The sequence below is a fragment of the Trinickia violacea genome, from assembly GCF_005280735.1.
Classification (GTDB): domain Bacteria; phylum Pseudomonadota; class Gammaproteobacteria; order Burkholderiales; family Burkholderiaceae; genus Trinickia_A; species Trinickia_A violacea.
On record NZ_CP040077.1, the window covers coordinates 4,666,138 to 4,680,517 of the forward strand.

Below are 14,380 nucleotides of genomic sequence, written 5' to 3' on the forward strand. Positions count from 1 at the left end.
AAGAGAGATCGGATCATGAATCGCATCGTGTTCGGCGAGCCCGGCTTGGCCGATCCGCGTGAGCGCGAAGCGCCCGTGTCGTTTTGGCTGACGGGCCTGAGCGGCGCCGGCAAGTCGACTATCGCGTTCGAACTGGAACAGCTTCTCAAAGTCGACGGACGCCCTTGCGCCGTCCTCGACGGCGACCACCTGCGCGACGGGCTGAACCGCGATCTCGGTTTCTCCGACGACGATCGACGCGAGAACGTCCGTCGCACGGCCGAGGTCGCGCGCTTGATGAATGACGCCGGCTTGATCGTGATCGCGTCGCTCATTTCGCCGAATCGAAGCGACCGGTCTGCAGCGCGGCAAATCATCGGCCCGGATCGCTTCATCGAAGTCTATGTGAGCACGCCGCTCGACGTGTGCGAAGCGCGCGACCCGAAGGGGTTGTACCGGAAAGCGCGGCAAGGCGAGATCCGGCAATTCACCGGCGTGACCTCGCCGTACGAGCCGCCTTTGGCACCGTCGCTCGCCATCGACACCGCGCGGATACCGCGCGGCGGCGCGGCGGCATTACTGCACACGTTCTTGACAGAACACTACAAAAACAAGGATCACGCCGCTGCAGAATGAGCGCGCGGATAGTCGGCCGCTTCGTGTCAACGCGATGCCGGCACATCCACACCAACAACTCGGAGACCAGCCGATGAACGCCGACATCAAATACGCCACGCACCTGTCCCGCCCCCGCCCGGTGTTGATGATCCCGCTGCGCCGCTGCGGCAGTCACGCGCTGCGCCTGCGCCTGAATTTCAACCCGCAGTTCTATTCGCCGTATCCGCTGCACATCGTCGATTTCATGCCGATCGTGCCGCTCTATGGCGATCTCGACGACGACCGCGCGTATTTCGGGCTCGTCTGCGATGTGATCGGCTTGCAGGCGGCCAGCATGGTGAAATGGCCGGGCATCGTGTTCGATCCCGTCGAGGTCTTCGAGGCGATACGGCACGAGCCGCGCAGCGTGCACCGGATCGTCTGGGAACTGCTGCTGCGCGCCGGCGAGCAGAATCACGCGAGCATCGTGATGGACAAGTCGCTCGACAGCGTGCACTACGCCGACGAGCTGATGCGAATGCTGCCGGACATGCTGTTTCTCAACGTCGTGCGCGATCCGCGCGCGCAGATCGCGTCGATGAACAAGGCGATCATTCACGACTTCGACACCCTGCTCAACACGCACACGTGGCTCGCCGCGCACCGCGCCGCCGATACGCTGATCGCGCGCTATCCGGAGCGCGTGCTGACGGTGCGATACGAGGACTTCCTGCTCGATCAGGAGGCGACGTTGAAGCAGATTTGCTTTTTCTTCGGCATCGATTTTCTGCCGCAGATGCTCGACGTATCGCGCTCGCCGGAGGCACGGCAGATTTCGCAAATGTCGGCGCTTTGGTCGTCGAACTGCTTCCCGCCGATCGCGGCGAACGTCGACAAGTACAAGCATCAGTTGTCGTTGGACGAGATCGCGATCATCGAAACGCTGACCGCGGACTACATGCGGTACTACGGCTACGAACCGATGACCGATGCGTCGGCGAAGATCGGCGCGTCCGCGCTCGACGCCGCCCGCCGCCGCTCCGAAGCCGGCCGTGCCGAGGCGTGGCGAACCCTCGAACAAGCCAACTTCCGCGACTTCGCGCTGCGGCGGCATCGCTCGGAATATCTCGCGAACGTCCGTGCACGCATGGAACAGTTTGCCGCCGCGCACAGCGGGGAATCCTGCGCGAAGCCCTACAAGCTCGATGAACTGGAAGCGGCATTCGAAGTGACCGATTGAGCACCGCTTGATGGTTGCGAGCGCAACGAAAGCGTGAGGACACGCATGAGCGATTTACTCGATTCGACGGCGGTCAACGCATCGCGTGAACCGGCGAGCCGCATGATTCACCTCGACTGGCTCGAAGCCGAATCGATCTACATCTTGCGTGATGTGGTAGCCGAGTGCAGCAAGCCTGCGCTGCTGTTTTCGGGCGGCAAGGATTCGGTCGTCGTGCTGCATCTGGCGCTGAAGGCATTCGGCCTCGGCGCGAACCGCAAGACTTCGCTGCCGTTCCCGCTCGTGCACATCGACACGGGCCACAACTACGGCGAAGTGATCGACTTCCGCGATCGCCGCGCCGCCGAGATCGGTGCGGAGCTGGTGGTCGGCCACGTCGAAGACTCGATCAAGCGCGGCACGGTGCGTCTGCGCCGCGAGACCGATTCGCGCAACGCCGCGCAAGCGGTCACGCTGCTCGAAACGATCGAAGCGCACGGCTATACCGCGATGATCGGCGGCGCGCGCCGCGACGAAGAGAAGGCCCGCGCGAAGGAGCGCATCTTCTCGTTCCGCGACGAATTCGGCCAATGGGACCCGAAGGCGCAGCGTCCGGAACTGTGGAGCCTCTACAACGCGCGCCTGCACAACGGCGAGCACCTGCGCGTGTTCCCGATCTCGAACTGGACCGAACTCGACGTGTGGCAGTACATCGCGCGCGAAGGGCTCGAATTGCCGTCGATCTACTACGCGCACCATCGCGAGATCGTGCGCCGCAACGGGCTGCTCGTGCCGGTGACGCCGCTCACCCCGATGCGCGAAGGCGAGACGAGCGAAACGGCGCTGGTGCGCTTCCGCACCGTCGGCGACATCAGCTGCACGTGCCCGGTCGAAAGCGACGCGGACGACGTCGAGAAGATCATCGCCGAAACGGCCGTGACCGAAATCACGGAGCGCGGCGCGACGCGGATGGACGATCAGACCTCCGAAGCCGCGATGGAACAGCGGAAGAAACAGGGCTACTTTTAGGCGGCCGCTCCGACGCTTTTCACTTGCGCAACAGCCGCAGCCCGTTCGCCACGACGATCAGACTCGCGCCCGCATCCGCGAACACGGCCATCCACATCGTGCCCATGCCCGCGAGCGTGAGGCCGAGGAAGACCGCCTTGATCACCAGCGCGAACGCGATGTTTTGCACCAGCACCGAATGCGTCGCGCGCGACAAGCGCACGAACACGGGGATCTTGCGCAGGTCGTCGTCCATCAGCGCGACATCGGCGGTTTCGATCGCGGTATCGGTGCCCATCGCGCCCATCGCGAAGCCGATGCCCGCGCGTGCGAGCGCCGGGGCGTCGTTGATGCCGTCGCCGACCATGCCCACCACCGCGCCGTTCGCCGACAGCGCGTCGACCGCGTTCAGCTTGTCTTCGGGCAGCTGGTCGCCGCGCGCATCGTCGATGCCGACTTGCGAGGCGATGGCCTGCGCCGTGTGTGGGTTGTCGCCCGTCAGCATCGCGGTGCGGATGCCGAGACGATGCAAATCGGCAACGGCGGCGCGGCTCGTTTCCTTGACGGTATCGGCCACCGCGAATAGCGCGAGGACGCGTTCGGCGTCGATCAGCATCACGACCGTCTTGCCTTGGCGCTCCAATTCGTCGAGACGCGCTTCGAGTTCCGGCGAGCAGCGGTCCAGCTCTTCGACGAGCCGATGATTGCCGAGCCAGTACGGCACACCGTCGATCGTGCCGCGCACGCCGCGTCCCGGAATCGCTTCGAAATCGGCGACATCGAGCGCGCCCTTGCCGATCCGGCCCGCGGCCGCTGCCGCGATCGCTTGCGACACCGGGTGGTCGGAGCGGCCCGCGAGGCTCGCGCCGAGATGCCGCGCGCGCTCGAGGTCCACGTCGGCGCGCAGTTCGAAGTCGGTCTGCACGGGCTTGCCTTGCGTGATCGTGCCGGTCTTGTCGAGCGCGAGCCACGCGAGCTTGCGGCCTTCCTCGAGGTACACGCCGCCCTTCACCAGAATCCCGCGCCGCGCCGCCGCTGCAAGACCGCTGACGATCGTCACGGGCGTCGAGATCACGAGCGCACACGGGCAGGCGATCACGAGCAGCACGAGCGCGCGGTAGATCCACTCGTGCCACGACGCGCTGAACACGAGCGGCGGCACGATCGCGACGAGCAACGCGAACGCGAACACGATCGGCGTGTAGACGCGCGCGAATTGATCGACGAAGCGCTGCGTCGGCGCCTTCGCGCCTTGCGCTTCCTCGACCGCGTGGATGATGCGCGCGAGCGTCGTGTTGCTCGCGGCGGCGCTCACGCGGTAGTCGAACGAGCCCGACTCGTTGATCGTGCCGGCGAACACGGCATCGCCCTCGGCCTTCTCGACCGGCAGGCTTTCGCCGGTAATCGGCGCTTGATTCACCGTCGAGCGGCCCGCGACGATGTCGCCGTCGAGCCCGATCCGCTCGCCCGGCTTCACGCGCACCACCGCGCCGACCGCGACCGAGCGCGCGTCGACCGAGGCCCAGATGCCGTCCGACTGTTGGACCGTGGCGGTATCGGGAGCGAGGCGCATCAGGACCTGGATCGCGTTACGGGCGCGGTCGAGCGACTTCGCCTCGATCAGCTCCGCGAGCGTGAACAACACCATGACCATCGCGGCTTCGGGCCACTGGCCAAGCATCGCCGCACCGGTGACGGCGATGCTCATCAGCGCGTTGATGTTCAGATTGCCGTTGCGGATCGCGACCCAGCCCTTCTTGTAGGTCGTCAAGCCGCAGACCGCGATCGCCGCGACGGCCAGCGCCGCCGCGAGCCACGTCGGCATGCCGAACCAGGTCGCGGCCTCCGATGCTGCCGCCGCCACGCCGGCGACCACGAGCGGCCACACGGGCTTGGGCGCCGGCGCGATGTCCTGATGCGTGCCGGCGTCCGGATCGGGCAGCTCGGGAACGAAGCCGAGCGAGCGGATCGCGTCGAGCACGGCCGGCTGCGCGTCAGGCGCGTGAACCACCGTCAGCACGCGCTGCATCAGGTTGAATTCCAGGCTCGAAACCGTCGGCATGTGGCCGAGCTTCTTGCGGATCAGCGCTTCTTCGGTCGGGCAGTCCATCTGCATGATGCGGATCGACGTGCGTACGCCGTCGGCCGTGACTTCGGCGGCGCGCAGCGGGGCCAGCGAAGGCGCGGGGGCGCTGCAGCAGGCGGTGCCGTGGTCGTGGTCGTGGCTGTGATCATGGCCATGGTCGTGCGCATGCTCGTCGTCGTGGTCGTGCTTGTGTCCCTCGGCGTGCCCGTGCCCGTGCCCGTGAACATGCGCTTTCGCCTGCCGGCCCTCGCCGGCGTGCCGCTTCTCACCTACGGCCACGCCATGCGCGTGCTCATGCCCGCAGCCGCAATCGTGCGACTGCTGGGCGGCGCTGCGCGCTTCGATCGGGTTCTTGGTTTGAGTCATGACGAGCTTCCTGGTGTACGTTGGGGTACAGTTAACACCTTGAAGCCGCTACAAGGTCAAGGCGCTAACGAGGAACCTCAGATGAAAATCGGAGAACTGGCGAAAGCCGCGAGCTGCACGACGGAAACCATCCGCTTTTATGAGAAAGAGGGCCTGATGCCCGACGCTCAGCGCACCGATTCGAACTACCGGAGCTACTCGGCCGAGCACATCGAGCGCCTGCGCTTCATCCGCAACTGCCGCGCGCTCGACATGACGCACGATGAAATCCGCGAGCTGCTGCGCCTCACCGACACCCCGACCGACCGCTGCAGCTCCGTCAATTCCCTGCTCGACGCGCACATCGGCCACGTGAACGCGCGCCTCGCCGAGCTGGAGCAACTGAAAGCCCAACTGACCGGCCTGCGCGAACAGTGCGTGGGCGAGCACACCGTCGAGGATTGCGGCATCGTCCACGGCCTGACGACGATGGAGACCGTCGCGCCGTCGGCGAAACGCACGCACGTCGGCTGATCCATTCGGACCGCGCCTACAACACCTTGCCGGGATTCAGAATGCCGAGCGGGTCGAGCGCCGCTTTCATGCGGCGCATCACCTCGATTTCGGCCGCGCTGCGCGAATAGCCGAGATAGGGACGCTTGAGCCGGCCGATTCCATGCTCAGCCGAAATCGAGCCGCCCATCTCGCGCACGACTTCATAGACGACGCGATCGACGGCGTCTTCGCCATACACCGGCAGGTCAGCAAGCGACACACCGATGTGCACGTTGCTGTCGCCGATATGGCCGAAGAACACGCTCACCGCATGCGGCCACCGTTCGACGAGCGCGGCACGGCAGCGCTCGGCAAACACACCGATCGCACCGATCGGCAGGCTCACATCGAAGTTCATGAAGTGCGGGAGCGTGTCGATCGCGAGACCTTCGCGCAAGGTCCACATGTCGAGCGCTTGACGCGTCGAGGTGGCGAGCGCGGCGTCGTCGATCAAGCCGTCCTCGAAGCACGTGCCGAGGCAGGCTTCGAGCGCGGCGTGCGCATCCGATGCGCTCGCCGCCGCATCGCTCGACGCGCATTCGATCAGGACGACAAACCCGTCGTCCGCCGCTAGTGGCGCGGTAACGCCAGGGGTATTGGCACAGACGAACCGATAGAACTCCGGCCACATCGCCTCGAAGCTGATCACGCTGGGCAGCGTCGCGCGCACGCGATGCCAGAGCTTCACGACCGCGTCGTAGTCGGTCACACGGCACAAGGCCGTGGCGGGCGACGCGAGTTTCGGATGCAGCTTGAGCACGGCGCGCGTGACGACGCCAAGTGTCCCTTCGCTGCCGATGAACACGTGCTTCAAATCGAAGCCCGCGTTGTTCTTGAGCATCTTGTTGAGCGACGTGACGACCGTGCCGTCGGCCAGCACGGCTTCGAGTCCGAGCACCTGCTCGCGCATCACGCCATAGCGAATCGCGCGATTGCCGCCCGCGTTGGTCGCGATGTTGCCGCCAATCTGGCACGAGCCGCGCGCGCCGAGATCGATGCCGAGCGTAAAGCCCGCCTCGTCGGCGGCTTCCTGCACCGTCTGCAGCGGCGTTCCGGCGCGGACCGTGATCGTGCCCGCCGCGGTGTCGATTTCCTCGATGCCCGCAAAGCGTTCCATCGCGAGCACGACCTCGCCGCCGAGCGCCACCGCGCCGCGCGCGAGCCCGGTTGCGCCGCCTTGCGGCACGAGCGGAAGTGTCAAGCGCGAGCAAAGCGCCAGCGTGCGCGAAACATCGTCGACCGTGCGCGGCCGGATGAGCGCGAGCGGCCGCACGCCCGGCACTTCGTTGTAGGCGGTGAAATAGCGCGGATCGATGGCGTCGCCGACTACGACGAGATCGTTGCCGAGCTCCCGCAACAGAACATCTACAGCATCACGCTCGTTCAACGCCACCGGCGCCCCGCCCTCGCTCGCCATCATCCGCCCTCTCCTTCGCTATGCCTTTACTTCGCGGAGACGTCGATATTGCCGAAGTACTTCTGCGCGAGCGTCTTCACGGTGCCGTCGGCCTTCACCTTGGCGATCGCCGCGTTCAACTGGCTGCGCAACGCGTCGTCGCCCTTGCGGATGCCGAACGCAATGCCGCTGCCGAGGATCTTGTCGTCGTGCACCGGCTGGCCGACGAACGCGTAGCCCTTGCCGTCAGGCTTCGACAGGAAGCCGGTCTGTCCCGCCGGGGCGAGCACGAGCGTCGCGTCCAAGCGGCCCGCGACGAGATCCGCGTACACCTGGTTCTGATCCTGATACGCCACGACCGTCACGCCAGCCGGCTCCCAGTGCGCCTTCGCGAAGGTCTCTTGAATCGACGCCTGCAACACGCCGACGCGCTTGCCCTTCAGCGATTCCGCCGTCGCCACGATGCCGCTGTCGCTCTTCGCGATCAGTTGGGTCGGCACGCGGTAGATGACGGTCGTGAAGTCGATCGCCTGACGGCGCTTGTCCGTGGCGTTCATCGCCGAATTGATCGCGTCGAACTTGCGGCCTTGCAGCGCCGGGATCAGGCCGTCGAACGACGTCTCGACCCACGTGCACGTCAGATGCGCCGCCGCGCAAACGGCATTGCCGATGTCGATATCGAAGCCTTGCAAGCTGCCGTCCGCCGCCTTCGATTCGAACGGCGGATATTGCGCTTCGAGTCCGAAGCGCATCGAAGTCGCGTCGGCGAATGCCGATGCCGATACCAATGCGCACGCAAATGCCAACAGAACTTTGAGTCGTTTCATCGTGGATCTCCTTGCCTTGGGTGTCTTTAGGAATATTCAGGCGGCGTTCCGTGCGTGCCGCCCAGCTTTTGGTTTGATCGGGTTCAATGATGCGCGCATCAAAAAGCGGCGACATCCGACGGGGTCGCAATGCGCTTGTGCGTCAGCACCGGCAAGCGAGCGCGGACTTCGCGCAGCGCCGCGGCCTTGAGTTCCGCCACCGCGATGCCCGGCTCGTCGTCGTGGCGCGCGAGCACCTCGCCCCACGGGCCGACGATCATGCTGTGGCCGAACGTGCGCCAGCCATTCACGTGCGTGCCGCACTGGCCCGCTGCGATCACATACGCCTGGTTCTCGACGGCGCGGGCGCGCAGCAGCAGTTCCCAGTGCGCGAGGCCGGTGGTGTGCGTAAACGCGGCGGGCACCGCGATCACGTCGGCAGCCGGTGCTGCGCGATACAGCTCGGGAAAGCGCAAGTCGTAGCAGACCGACAGCCGCAGGTTGCCGAACGGCCCCTGCGCGGACCCGACGGCCGCGCCGCCCATCATCGTGTCGGCTTCGGCATGCTGCTCGGCACCCTGGTTGAAGCTGAACAGATGAATCTTGTCGTAGCGCGCGCTGCATCGACCGCTCGGATCGAACAGCAGCGACGTGTTGTACGCATGGGTGCATTCTTGCGCGCTGCCGCGCTCGGGACGGATCGGCACCGTGCCGCCGATCAGCCACACGCTGGCTTCGCGCGCGAGTTGTGCGAGCGCCTGCTGAATCGGACCATCGCCGAACGGCTCGGCGAGCGCCACGCGTTCGTGCTCGTCGTTGCCGATCCAGCAGAAATATTCAGGAAGACTGACGAGCATCGCGCCCTCCCGCGCCGCCTTCTCGACCCAGCGGCGCGCTTCGCCGAGGTTGTGCGCAACGTCGTCCGTGCTGCTCATCTGCACGACGGCTGCCTTGATCGTCTCCACCATGTTGCTCATCGTGCGCCCCTTAAATCGAGCAAAGGCGGCGAGCGCCTTCGATCAGCGTCGCGTCGTCCTTCGAAAAGCTCAGGCGGATTAGGCCCTCGTCGGTGCCGTCCGTATAGAACGCGGACAGCGGAATCGTCGCCACGCGGGCGTCGCGGATCAGGCGCAGCACGAAATCGCTGTCGCTTTCGCCGGAGAAGTGACGGAAGCGCGCGAGCATGAAAAAGCTGCCTTCGCTCGGCAGCAACTCGAAGCGCGATTCGGCCAGCGCGTGCGCGAGCAGGTCGCGTTTCTTCTGATAGAAATCGGAGAGGCCGAGATAGCTTTGCGGTTCGGCAAGCGCGTCGGCGAACGCGTACTGCATCGGCGTATCGGCCGAGAACATCATGAATTGGTGGACCTTGCGAATCTCGTCCATCAGCGCGGCCGGCGCGAGGCAGTAGCCGACCCGCCAGCCCGTCACGTGGTACGACTTGCCGAACGACGACACGATCACGCTGCGCTCGGCCAACTCGCGGTGCCGCGCCATGCTGTGATGCTTGGCGCCGTCGAACACGACGTGCTCGTACACCTCGTCGGAGAGGATCACGATATCGGTGTGGCGCGTCAGCGCTTTCAGGCGCGCGATGTCGTCGTCGCTGAAGATCGTCGCGGTCGGGTTGTGCGGCGTGTTGACGATGATCATGCGTGTCTTCGGCGTGATCGCGGCGGCGACCTCGTCCCAGTTCACGCGGAAATGCGGCAGCGACAGCTTGATCGCGACGGGCGTCGCGCCCTGCAGGCGGACGATCGGCGCGTAGCTGTCGAATGACGGCTCGAAGTAGATCACCTCGTCGCCGGGGTGCACGAGTGCGCTGATCGTCGAGTACAAGCCTTCGCTCGCGCTCGCCGTCACGGTCACTTCGGTCGTCGCGTCGTAATGCACGCCGTAGAGGCGTTCGACCTTGTCGGCGAGCGCTTCGCGCAGCGCATCGATGCCGGACATCGGCGAGTACTGATTGTGCCCGGCGCGCATGGCGGCGGCCACGCCGTCGACGAGCTTCGGGTCGGGCGCAAAATTCGGCGCGCCTTGCGACAGGTTCAGGGCATCGTGTTCGGCCGCCAGTTGGCCGATCACCGTGAAAATCGTCGTGCCCACGTCGGGCAGTTTCGAGCGTGGGGTCCAGGCGCTCTGCATATTCGCTCCTCCGGCGCGCGGCTTGGGGCCACGCGGCTTACATGCTTATGAGGCCGCCAAATGCCGGCGGCCTCGTTCGAATATGCAAATTAAGCACGACCGAAAACACCGCCACAATCGAAACTTTGTCATGCGGGGCATGCGTTTACTTCATGGCTGGAGGGGAGCGCCGCATTTTTCGTCCCGCGTTTTTCGTCCCTGCGTTATTCGTCCATCAACCGGACCTTCACCTTCTTGCCCTTCACCTTGCCCGCGGAGAGCTTGCGCAACGCATCGCGAAGGATGCCGCGCTCCACCGCCACATAGGTCGAAAACTCCGTCACGTTGATCTTGCCGATCTGCGAGCCGCTGAATCCGGCCTCGCCGGTCAGCGCGCCCAGCACGTCGCCGGGGCGGATCTTCTCCTTGCGGCCGCCGAGGATTTGCAGCGTCGCCATCGGCGGCACGAGCGGCTCATTGTCTTCGGCCTTCAATTCGGCCAACGGCTGCCACTCCACTTCCCGGCCCAGCGCCTGCTCGATCGCGCCCACGCGCCCCATCTCGTCCATGCTGGCGAGACTGAGCGCCCAGCCGTCCTGATCCGCGCGCCCGGTGCGGCCGATCCGGTGCACGTGCACTTCGGGGTCCGGCGTCACATCGACGTTGATCACCGCTTCGAGCTGCGCGATGTCGAGGCCGCGCGCGGCGACGTCGGTGGCGACGAGCACCGAGCAGCTGCGGTTCGCGAATTGGATCAGCACCTGGTCGCGCTCGCGCTGCTCGAGCTCGCCGTGCAGCGCGAGCGCGTGAAAGCCTTGCGCGCGCAGCACGTCGAGCAAATCGCGGCATTGCTGCTTCGTGTTGCAGAACGCGAGCGTGCTGACGGGGCGATAGTGGTTCAACAGCAGGCCCACCGCGTGCAGCCGTTCGTTTTCGTCGACTTCGTAGAAGCGCTGGCGGATCTTGCTGTCGTCGTGCTGCTCTTCGAGCTTGATCTCCTCAGGCTTGCGCAGGAATTGCTGGCTCAGCTTCGCGATGCCGTCGGGATAAGTCGCCGAGAACAGCAGCGTCTGCCGCTCGGGCGGGCATTGGCGCGCGACCGTCGCGATATCGTCGAAGAAGCCCATGTCGAGCATGCGGTCGGCTTCGTCGAGCACAAGCGTGTTGAGCGAGGCGAGCGCGAGGCTGCCGCGTTCGAGGTGATCCATGATGCGGCCCGGCGTGCCGACGACGATATGCGCGCCATGCTCGAGGCTCGCCGTTTGCGGACGCATCGGCGTGCCGCCGCAGAGCGTCAGCACCTTCACATTTTCCTCGGCGCGCGCAAGCCGGCGAACTTCCTGCGCGACCTGGTCGGCGAGCTCGCGGGTCGGACAGAGCACCATCGCCTGCACGTCGAATTTGCGCGCATCGAGCCGCGACAGCAGCGCGAGCGCGAAGGCGGCGGTCTTGCCGCTGCCGGTCTTCGCCTGCGCGATTAGATCGCGGCCGGCGAGCGCGATCGGCAGGCTCGCCGCCTGGATCGGCGTCATGTTCACGTAGCCGAGCTGCTCGAGATTCGCGAGCGTGGCCGCGGGGAGCGGCAATTGGCTGAAAGGGGCGGGTTGGGGCGAGGGCGTGGCGGTCATGGGGAATCCAGTTATTGAAACGGACGGCCTTCGATCTGCTCGTAGACGACCGTGCCGTCTTCCGCGTCGAAGCGCTCGACATAGTTGCGCGCGCCGCACATCGGACAGCGGAACAGGAGCCCTTGCCCCTCGTTCTTGATGACGACGTCCGACTGCTCCCATTGAGCCTGGCAGGATTGGTTGATGCAGGTAAACATCGGTGATGCTCCTTTTGCTTCCGACTGAGGCGCTTCGCGCCCGAAACCGAGCGCAAGTGTACTCAAGAACACTAACGCACTCGGACCAGGTCGACGCTTTTTTTCCCTCTCCGCGTCAATGAAGGCATTCGGCAGTTTTTCGAGATGACGATTTCCTTACAATCTCCTCGACACTGCTCGAACCATCGAGGTTTCCTCTGAAACTCACCGGCGGCGGAAACCTTCGCTTGAACAATTTAGGATTACGCATGACAGACACCAACCAAGATCAAACGCGTTTTGAGAACGAAATCAGAGCATTCGAAGCAGAAGCGGCCAACATCGGCGCTCATCTGACAATTGATACGCGGGCACGGCTAGCGTATTCGGCACAGATCCGCGCCATGTCTGCCGAGTACGCCCAAAAAGTAAAGCTGGGTGAGCTAACTTGGTCGCAGGCTGCGGAAGAAGCCCACAAGCTTCGAAATCTGACGATGAGCATCGTTAGAACGCGAAGTAGCCCCGTCGGGTTGGCTTTTTCTCAAAGCGTGACAGTGGGGGCCTTTGTAGGCGGTGCATTTGCTGCTATGGGTGTAAACATCTTGTGGTGAGGGAACATCTCGATGCATGAGCTTGCAAGCGGAGAATTCCGGATCGAACCGCTTCCCAACGAGGCGCTCCCGAAAAGCAGAATTTACATCGACGGTAAGCCGACCGACGCGACCGTTGCGGGGGCATACCTCGAAGCGAGTCTCCGATGGAATGATTCATTCCTGATTTTTACGACGGATGACGTTCCATTCGAGGAGATGCTCCGCATAATCTTTTTGGACGAGAATTTATCCGTCATCGACTCCGCAATGCTCGGCGCACCCTACTCGACCGGATCGTTCAGGTCATTAAAAATAAGAGATGACGATACAGTCGAATTCCGCTTCATAGGAGGAATAACGTGGGTGCTGAAAGTATTCGAAAGAACGCAATTGAGAGTCCCCCTGATATCCGATCCCAGAGGAGTAACACGGAAATTCTCTTTTGGCTGTCGATTTAAGATATTTGGAAAACCTCTCCCAGAAATTTAAAAGCACTCGCCTCCGCCCTGCGCTGTGCGGAATTGGAACATTGACATCGAGCCAGCGTCATACCTAAACATAAGAGCCCCGTGGCACTTCAACTTGCCACGGGGCTCTTTCTGTTTGCAATTGGCACGTCGCGCTGCAAATCACACAGCGCGAACGTTCAGCTTCGACGCGGAATTACTTCCCGCCAATGCTCTGCAACGGCGTCCACTTGCCGTCGACGACCTTGTACATCGTGATGCCGCCGTTTTTCAGGTCGCCCTTCGGGTCATACGCGAGGTGCGTCGTCGTCACAGCCGGCATGTCGGTCTGCGCCAGCACCGGCAGGTACTTTGCCGGGTCGGTCGAGTTCGCCTTCTTCATCGCCGAGAACATCGCCATCGCGCCGTCGTAGGCGTACGGCGAGTACGTCTGCACGTCTTCGTTGAAGCGCTTCTTGTACTTCGCGACGTAGTCCTTGCCGCCCGGCATGTCTTCCAGCGGGAGACCTGCGAGCGATGCGATCGTGCCGTTCGCCGCGTCGCCCGCGACTTGCAGGAACGTCGGCGTGTGGACCATTTCGCCGCCCATCAGCGGAGCCTTCATGCCCAGCGTCTTCATCTGCTTGACCATCGGGCCCGCTTGCGAATCCGCGCCGCCGTAATAGATCAGATCCGGCTGCGCAGCCTTCAGCTTCGTCAGAATCGCCTTGAAGTCGACGGCCTTGTCGTTCGTGAATTCACGGTCGACGATCGTCGCGCCCGATGCCTTCGCAGCCTTCTCGAACTGGTCGGCGAGACCCTGGCCGTAGGCCGTGCGGTCGTCGACGATCGCGATCTTCTTCATGCCGAGGCTCTTGACCGCGAACGCGCCGGCCACCGAGCCTTGCTGCGTGTCGGAGGTCATCATGCGGAACGTGGTCTTGAAGCCTTGCGCCGTGTACTCGGGCGCCGTCGCCATCGCGATTTCGGGGATGCCCGCGTTCGCGTAGATGCGCGAAGCCGGGATCGTCGTGCCCGAGTTGAAGTGGCCGAGCATGCCCTTGATGCCGTCGTCGACGAGCTTCTGCGCGACGGTCGTGCCCGTGCGCGGGTCAGCCTGGTCGTCGGCTGCGTCGAGCACGAATTTCACCGGCTTGCCGGCGATCACCGGCTTCGTCGCGTTGATGTCTTCGATCGCGAGCGTGATGCCGTTCTTGAAGTCTGCCCCGTAGTGCGCCTGCGCGCCGGTCATCGGACCAGCAAAACCGATCTTCACTTCGTCGGCTTGTTGTGCGTGCGCAGTCCCCGCCAGCGACAGTGCGGCAACCAGCGTCGCGCCTGCCAGCTGTTTCATCGTGTGTTGCATAGCTTCTCCTAGGTACCAAGGTGGTGTTGGAGCGGCTTCGGGGTGGCCTTGCCGCTTCC

Annotated in this window: 14 protein-coding genes; 6 read left to right on the forward strand and 8 right to left on the reverse strand. The window is 64.2% G+C overall.

Translation table 11 applies throughout. The features are described from left to right. The first annotated feature begins 15 nt into the window (after positions 1 to 15). The 3 genes from cysC to cysD all read left to right on the forward strand — a co-directional run bounded on the left by cysC (position 16) and on the right by cysD (position 2,824). The gene (cysC, locus tag FAZ95_RS21410) at positions 16 to 615 is read left to right on the forward strand and encodes an adenylyl-sulfate kinase (protein ID WP_137334272.1); all 600 of its coding nucleotides are present in this window, start codon (positions 16 to 18) and stop codon (positions 613 to 615) included. Positions 616 to 688: 73 nt separating this feature from the next. After that, positions 689 to 1,816 carry a sulfotransferase family protein gene (locus FAZ95_RS21415; RefSeq protein ID WP_137334273.1) on the forward strand — a complete coding sequence of 376 codons (1,128 nt, stop codon included), beginning with the start codon at positions 689 to 691 and terminating at the stop codon, positions 1,814 to 1,816. A gap of 45 nt (positions 1,817 to 1,861) precedes the next feature. Beyond that, positions 1,862 to 2,824 (forward strand): sulfate adenylyltransferase subunit CysD, encoded by a 963-nt coding sequence (gene cysD, locus FAZ95_RS21420; protein WP_137334274.1) that lies wholly within the window; start codon positions 1,862 to 1,864, stop codon positions 2,822 to 2,824. 19 nt (positions 2,825 to 2,843) lie between these two features. Here the strand turns inward: cysD and FAZ95_RS21425 are convergent, their stop codons facing one another. After that, complete coding sequence (locus tag FAZ95_RS21425) at positions 2,844 to 5,255, reverse strand: heavy metal translocating P-type ATPase (protein WP_137334275.1); 2,412 nt, start codon at positions 5,253 to 5,255, stop codon at positions 2,844 to 2,846. 81 nt (positions 5,256 to 5,336) lie between these two features. Here FAZ95_RS21425 and cadR point away from each other — a divergent pair, with 81 nt between their 5' ends. Then, positions 5,337 to 5,768 carry a Cd(II)/Pb(II)-responsive transcriptional regulator gene (cadR, locus tag FAZ95_RS21430; protein ID WP_137334276.1) on the forward strand — a complete coding sequence of 144 codons (432 nt, stop codon included), beginning with the start codon at positions 5,337 to 5,339 and terminating at the stop codon, positions 5,766 to 5,768. Between the two features lie 16 nt (positions 5,769 to 5,784). On the opposite strand, the gene FAZ95_RS21435 is transcribed toward cadR, so the two are convergent. From FAZ95_RS21435 to FAZ95_RS21460, 6 genes are all read right to left on the reverse strand, one after another. Then, positions 5,785 to 7,209 (reverse strand): FAD-binding oxidoreductase, encoded by a 1,425-nt coding sequence (locus FAZ95_RS21435; protein WP_137334277.1) that lies wholly within the window; start codon positions 7,207 to 7,209, stop codon positions 5,785 to 5,787. 23 nt (positions 7,210 to 7,232) lie between these two features. After that, positions 7,233 to 8,012, reverse strand: coding sequence for an ABC transporter substrate-binding protein (locus FAZ95_RS21440; protein WP_137334278.1), 780 nt, complete (start codon positions 8,010 to 8,012; stop codon positions 7,233 to 7,235). A gap of 98 nt (positions 8,013 to 8,110) precedes the next feature. Next, a complete protein-coding gene (locus FAZ95_RS21445) occupies positions 8,111 to 8,968 on the reverse strand; it encodes a carbon-nitrogen hydrolase family protein (protein WP_137334279.1) in 858 nt (285 codons plus the stop codon). 10 nt (positions 8,969 to 8,978) lie between these two features. Further along, positions 8,979 to 10,133 carry a pyridoxal phosphate-dependent aminotransferase gene (locus FAZ95_RS21450; RefSeq protein ID WP_137334280.1) on the reverse strand — a complete coding sequence of 385 codons (1,155 nt, stop codon included), beginning with the start codon at positions 10,131 to 10,133 and terminating at the stop codon, positions 8,979 to 8,981. A gap of 203 nt (positions 10,134 to 10,336) precedes the next feature. Continuing rightward, positions 10,337 to 11,740 (reverse strand): ATP-dependent RNA helicase DbpA, encoded by a 1,404-nt coding sequence (dbpA, locus tag FAZ95_RS21455; RefSeq protein ID WP_137334281.1) that lies wholly within the window; start codon positions 11,738 to 11,740, stop codon positions 10,337 to 10,339. A gap of 11 nt (positions 11,741 to 11,751) precedes the next feature. Then, entirely contained in the window at positions 11,752 to 11,937 is a 186-nt protein-coding gene (locus FAZ95_RS21460) for a hypothetical protein (RefSeq protein ID WP_137334282.1), read from the reverse strand. Between the two features lie 248 nt (positions 11,938 to 12,185). Between FAZ95_RS21460 and FAZ95_RS21465 the strand changes: the two genes are divergently transcribed. Both FAZ95_RS21465 and FAZ95_RS21470 read left to right on the forward strand, forming a co-directional pair. Beyond that, positions 12,186 to 12,527 carry a hypothetical protein gene (locus tag FAZ95_RS21465; RefSeq protein ID WP_137334283.1) on the forward strand — a complete coding sequence of 114 codons (342 nt, stop codon included), beginning with the start codon at positions 12,186 to 12,188 and terminating at the stop codon, positions 12,525 to 12,527. Between the two features lie 12 nt (positions 12,528 to 12,539). Then, positions 12,540 to 12,998 (forward strand): hypothetical protein, encoded by a 459-nt coding sequence (locus FAZ95_RS21470; RefSeq protein WP_137334284.1) that lies wholly within the window; start codon positions 12,540 to 12,542, stop codon positions 12,996 to 12,998. Between the two features lie 174 nt (positions 12,999 to 13,172). Here the strand turns inward: FAZ95_RS21470 and FAZ95_RS21475 are convergent, their stop codons facing one another. Next, complete coding sequence (locus FAZ95_RS21475) at positions 13,173 to 14,321, reverse strand: branched-chain amino acid ABC transporter substrate-binding protein (RefSeq protein WP_137334285.1); 1,149 nt, start codon at positions 14,319 to 14,321, stop codon at positions 13,173 to 13,175. Positions 14,322 to 14,380: the final 59 nt, after the last annotated feature.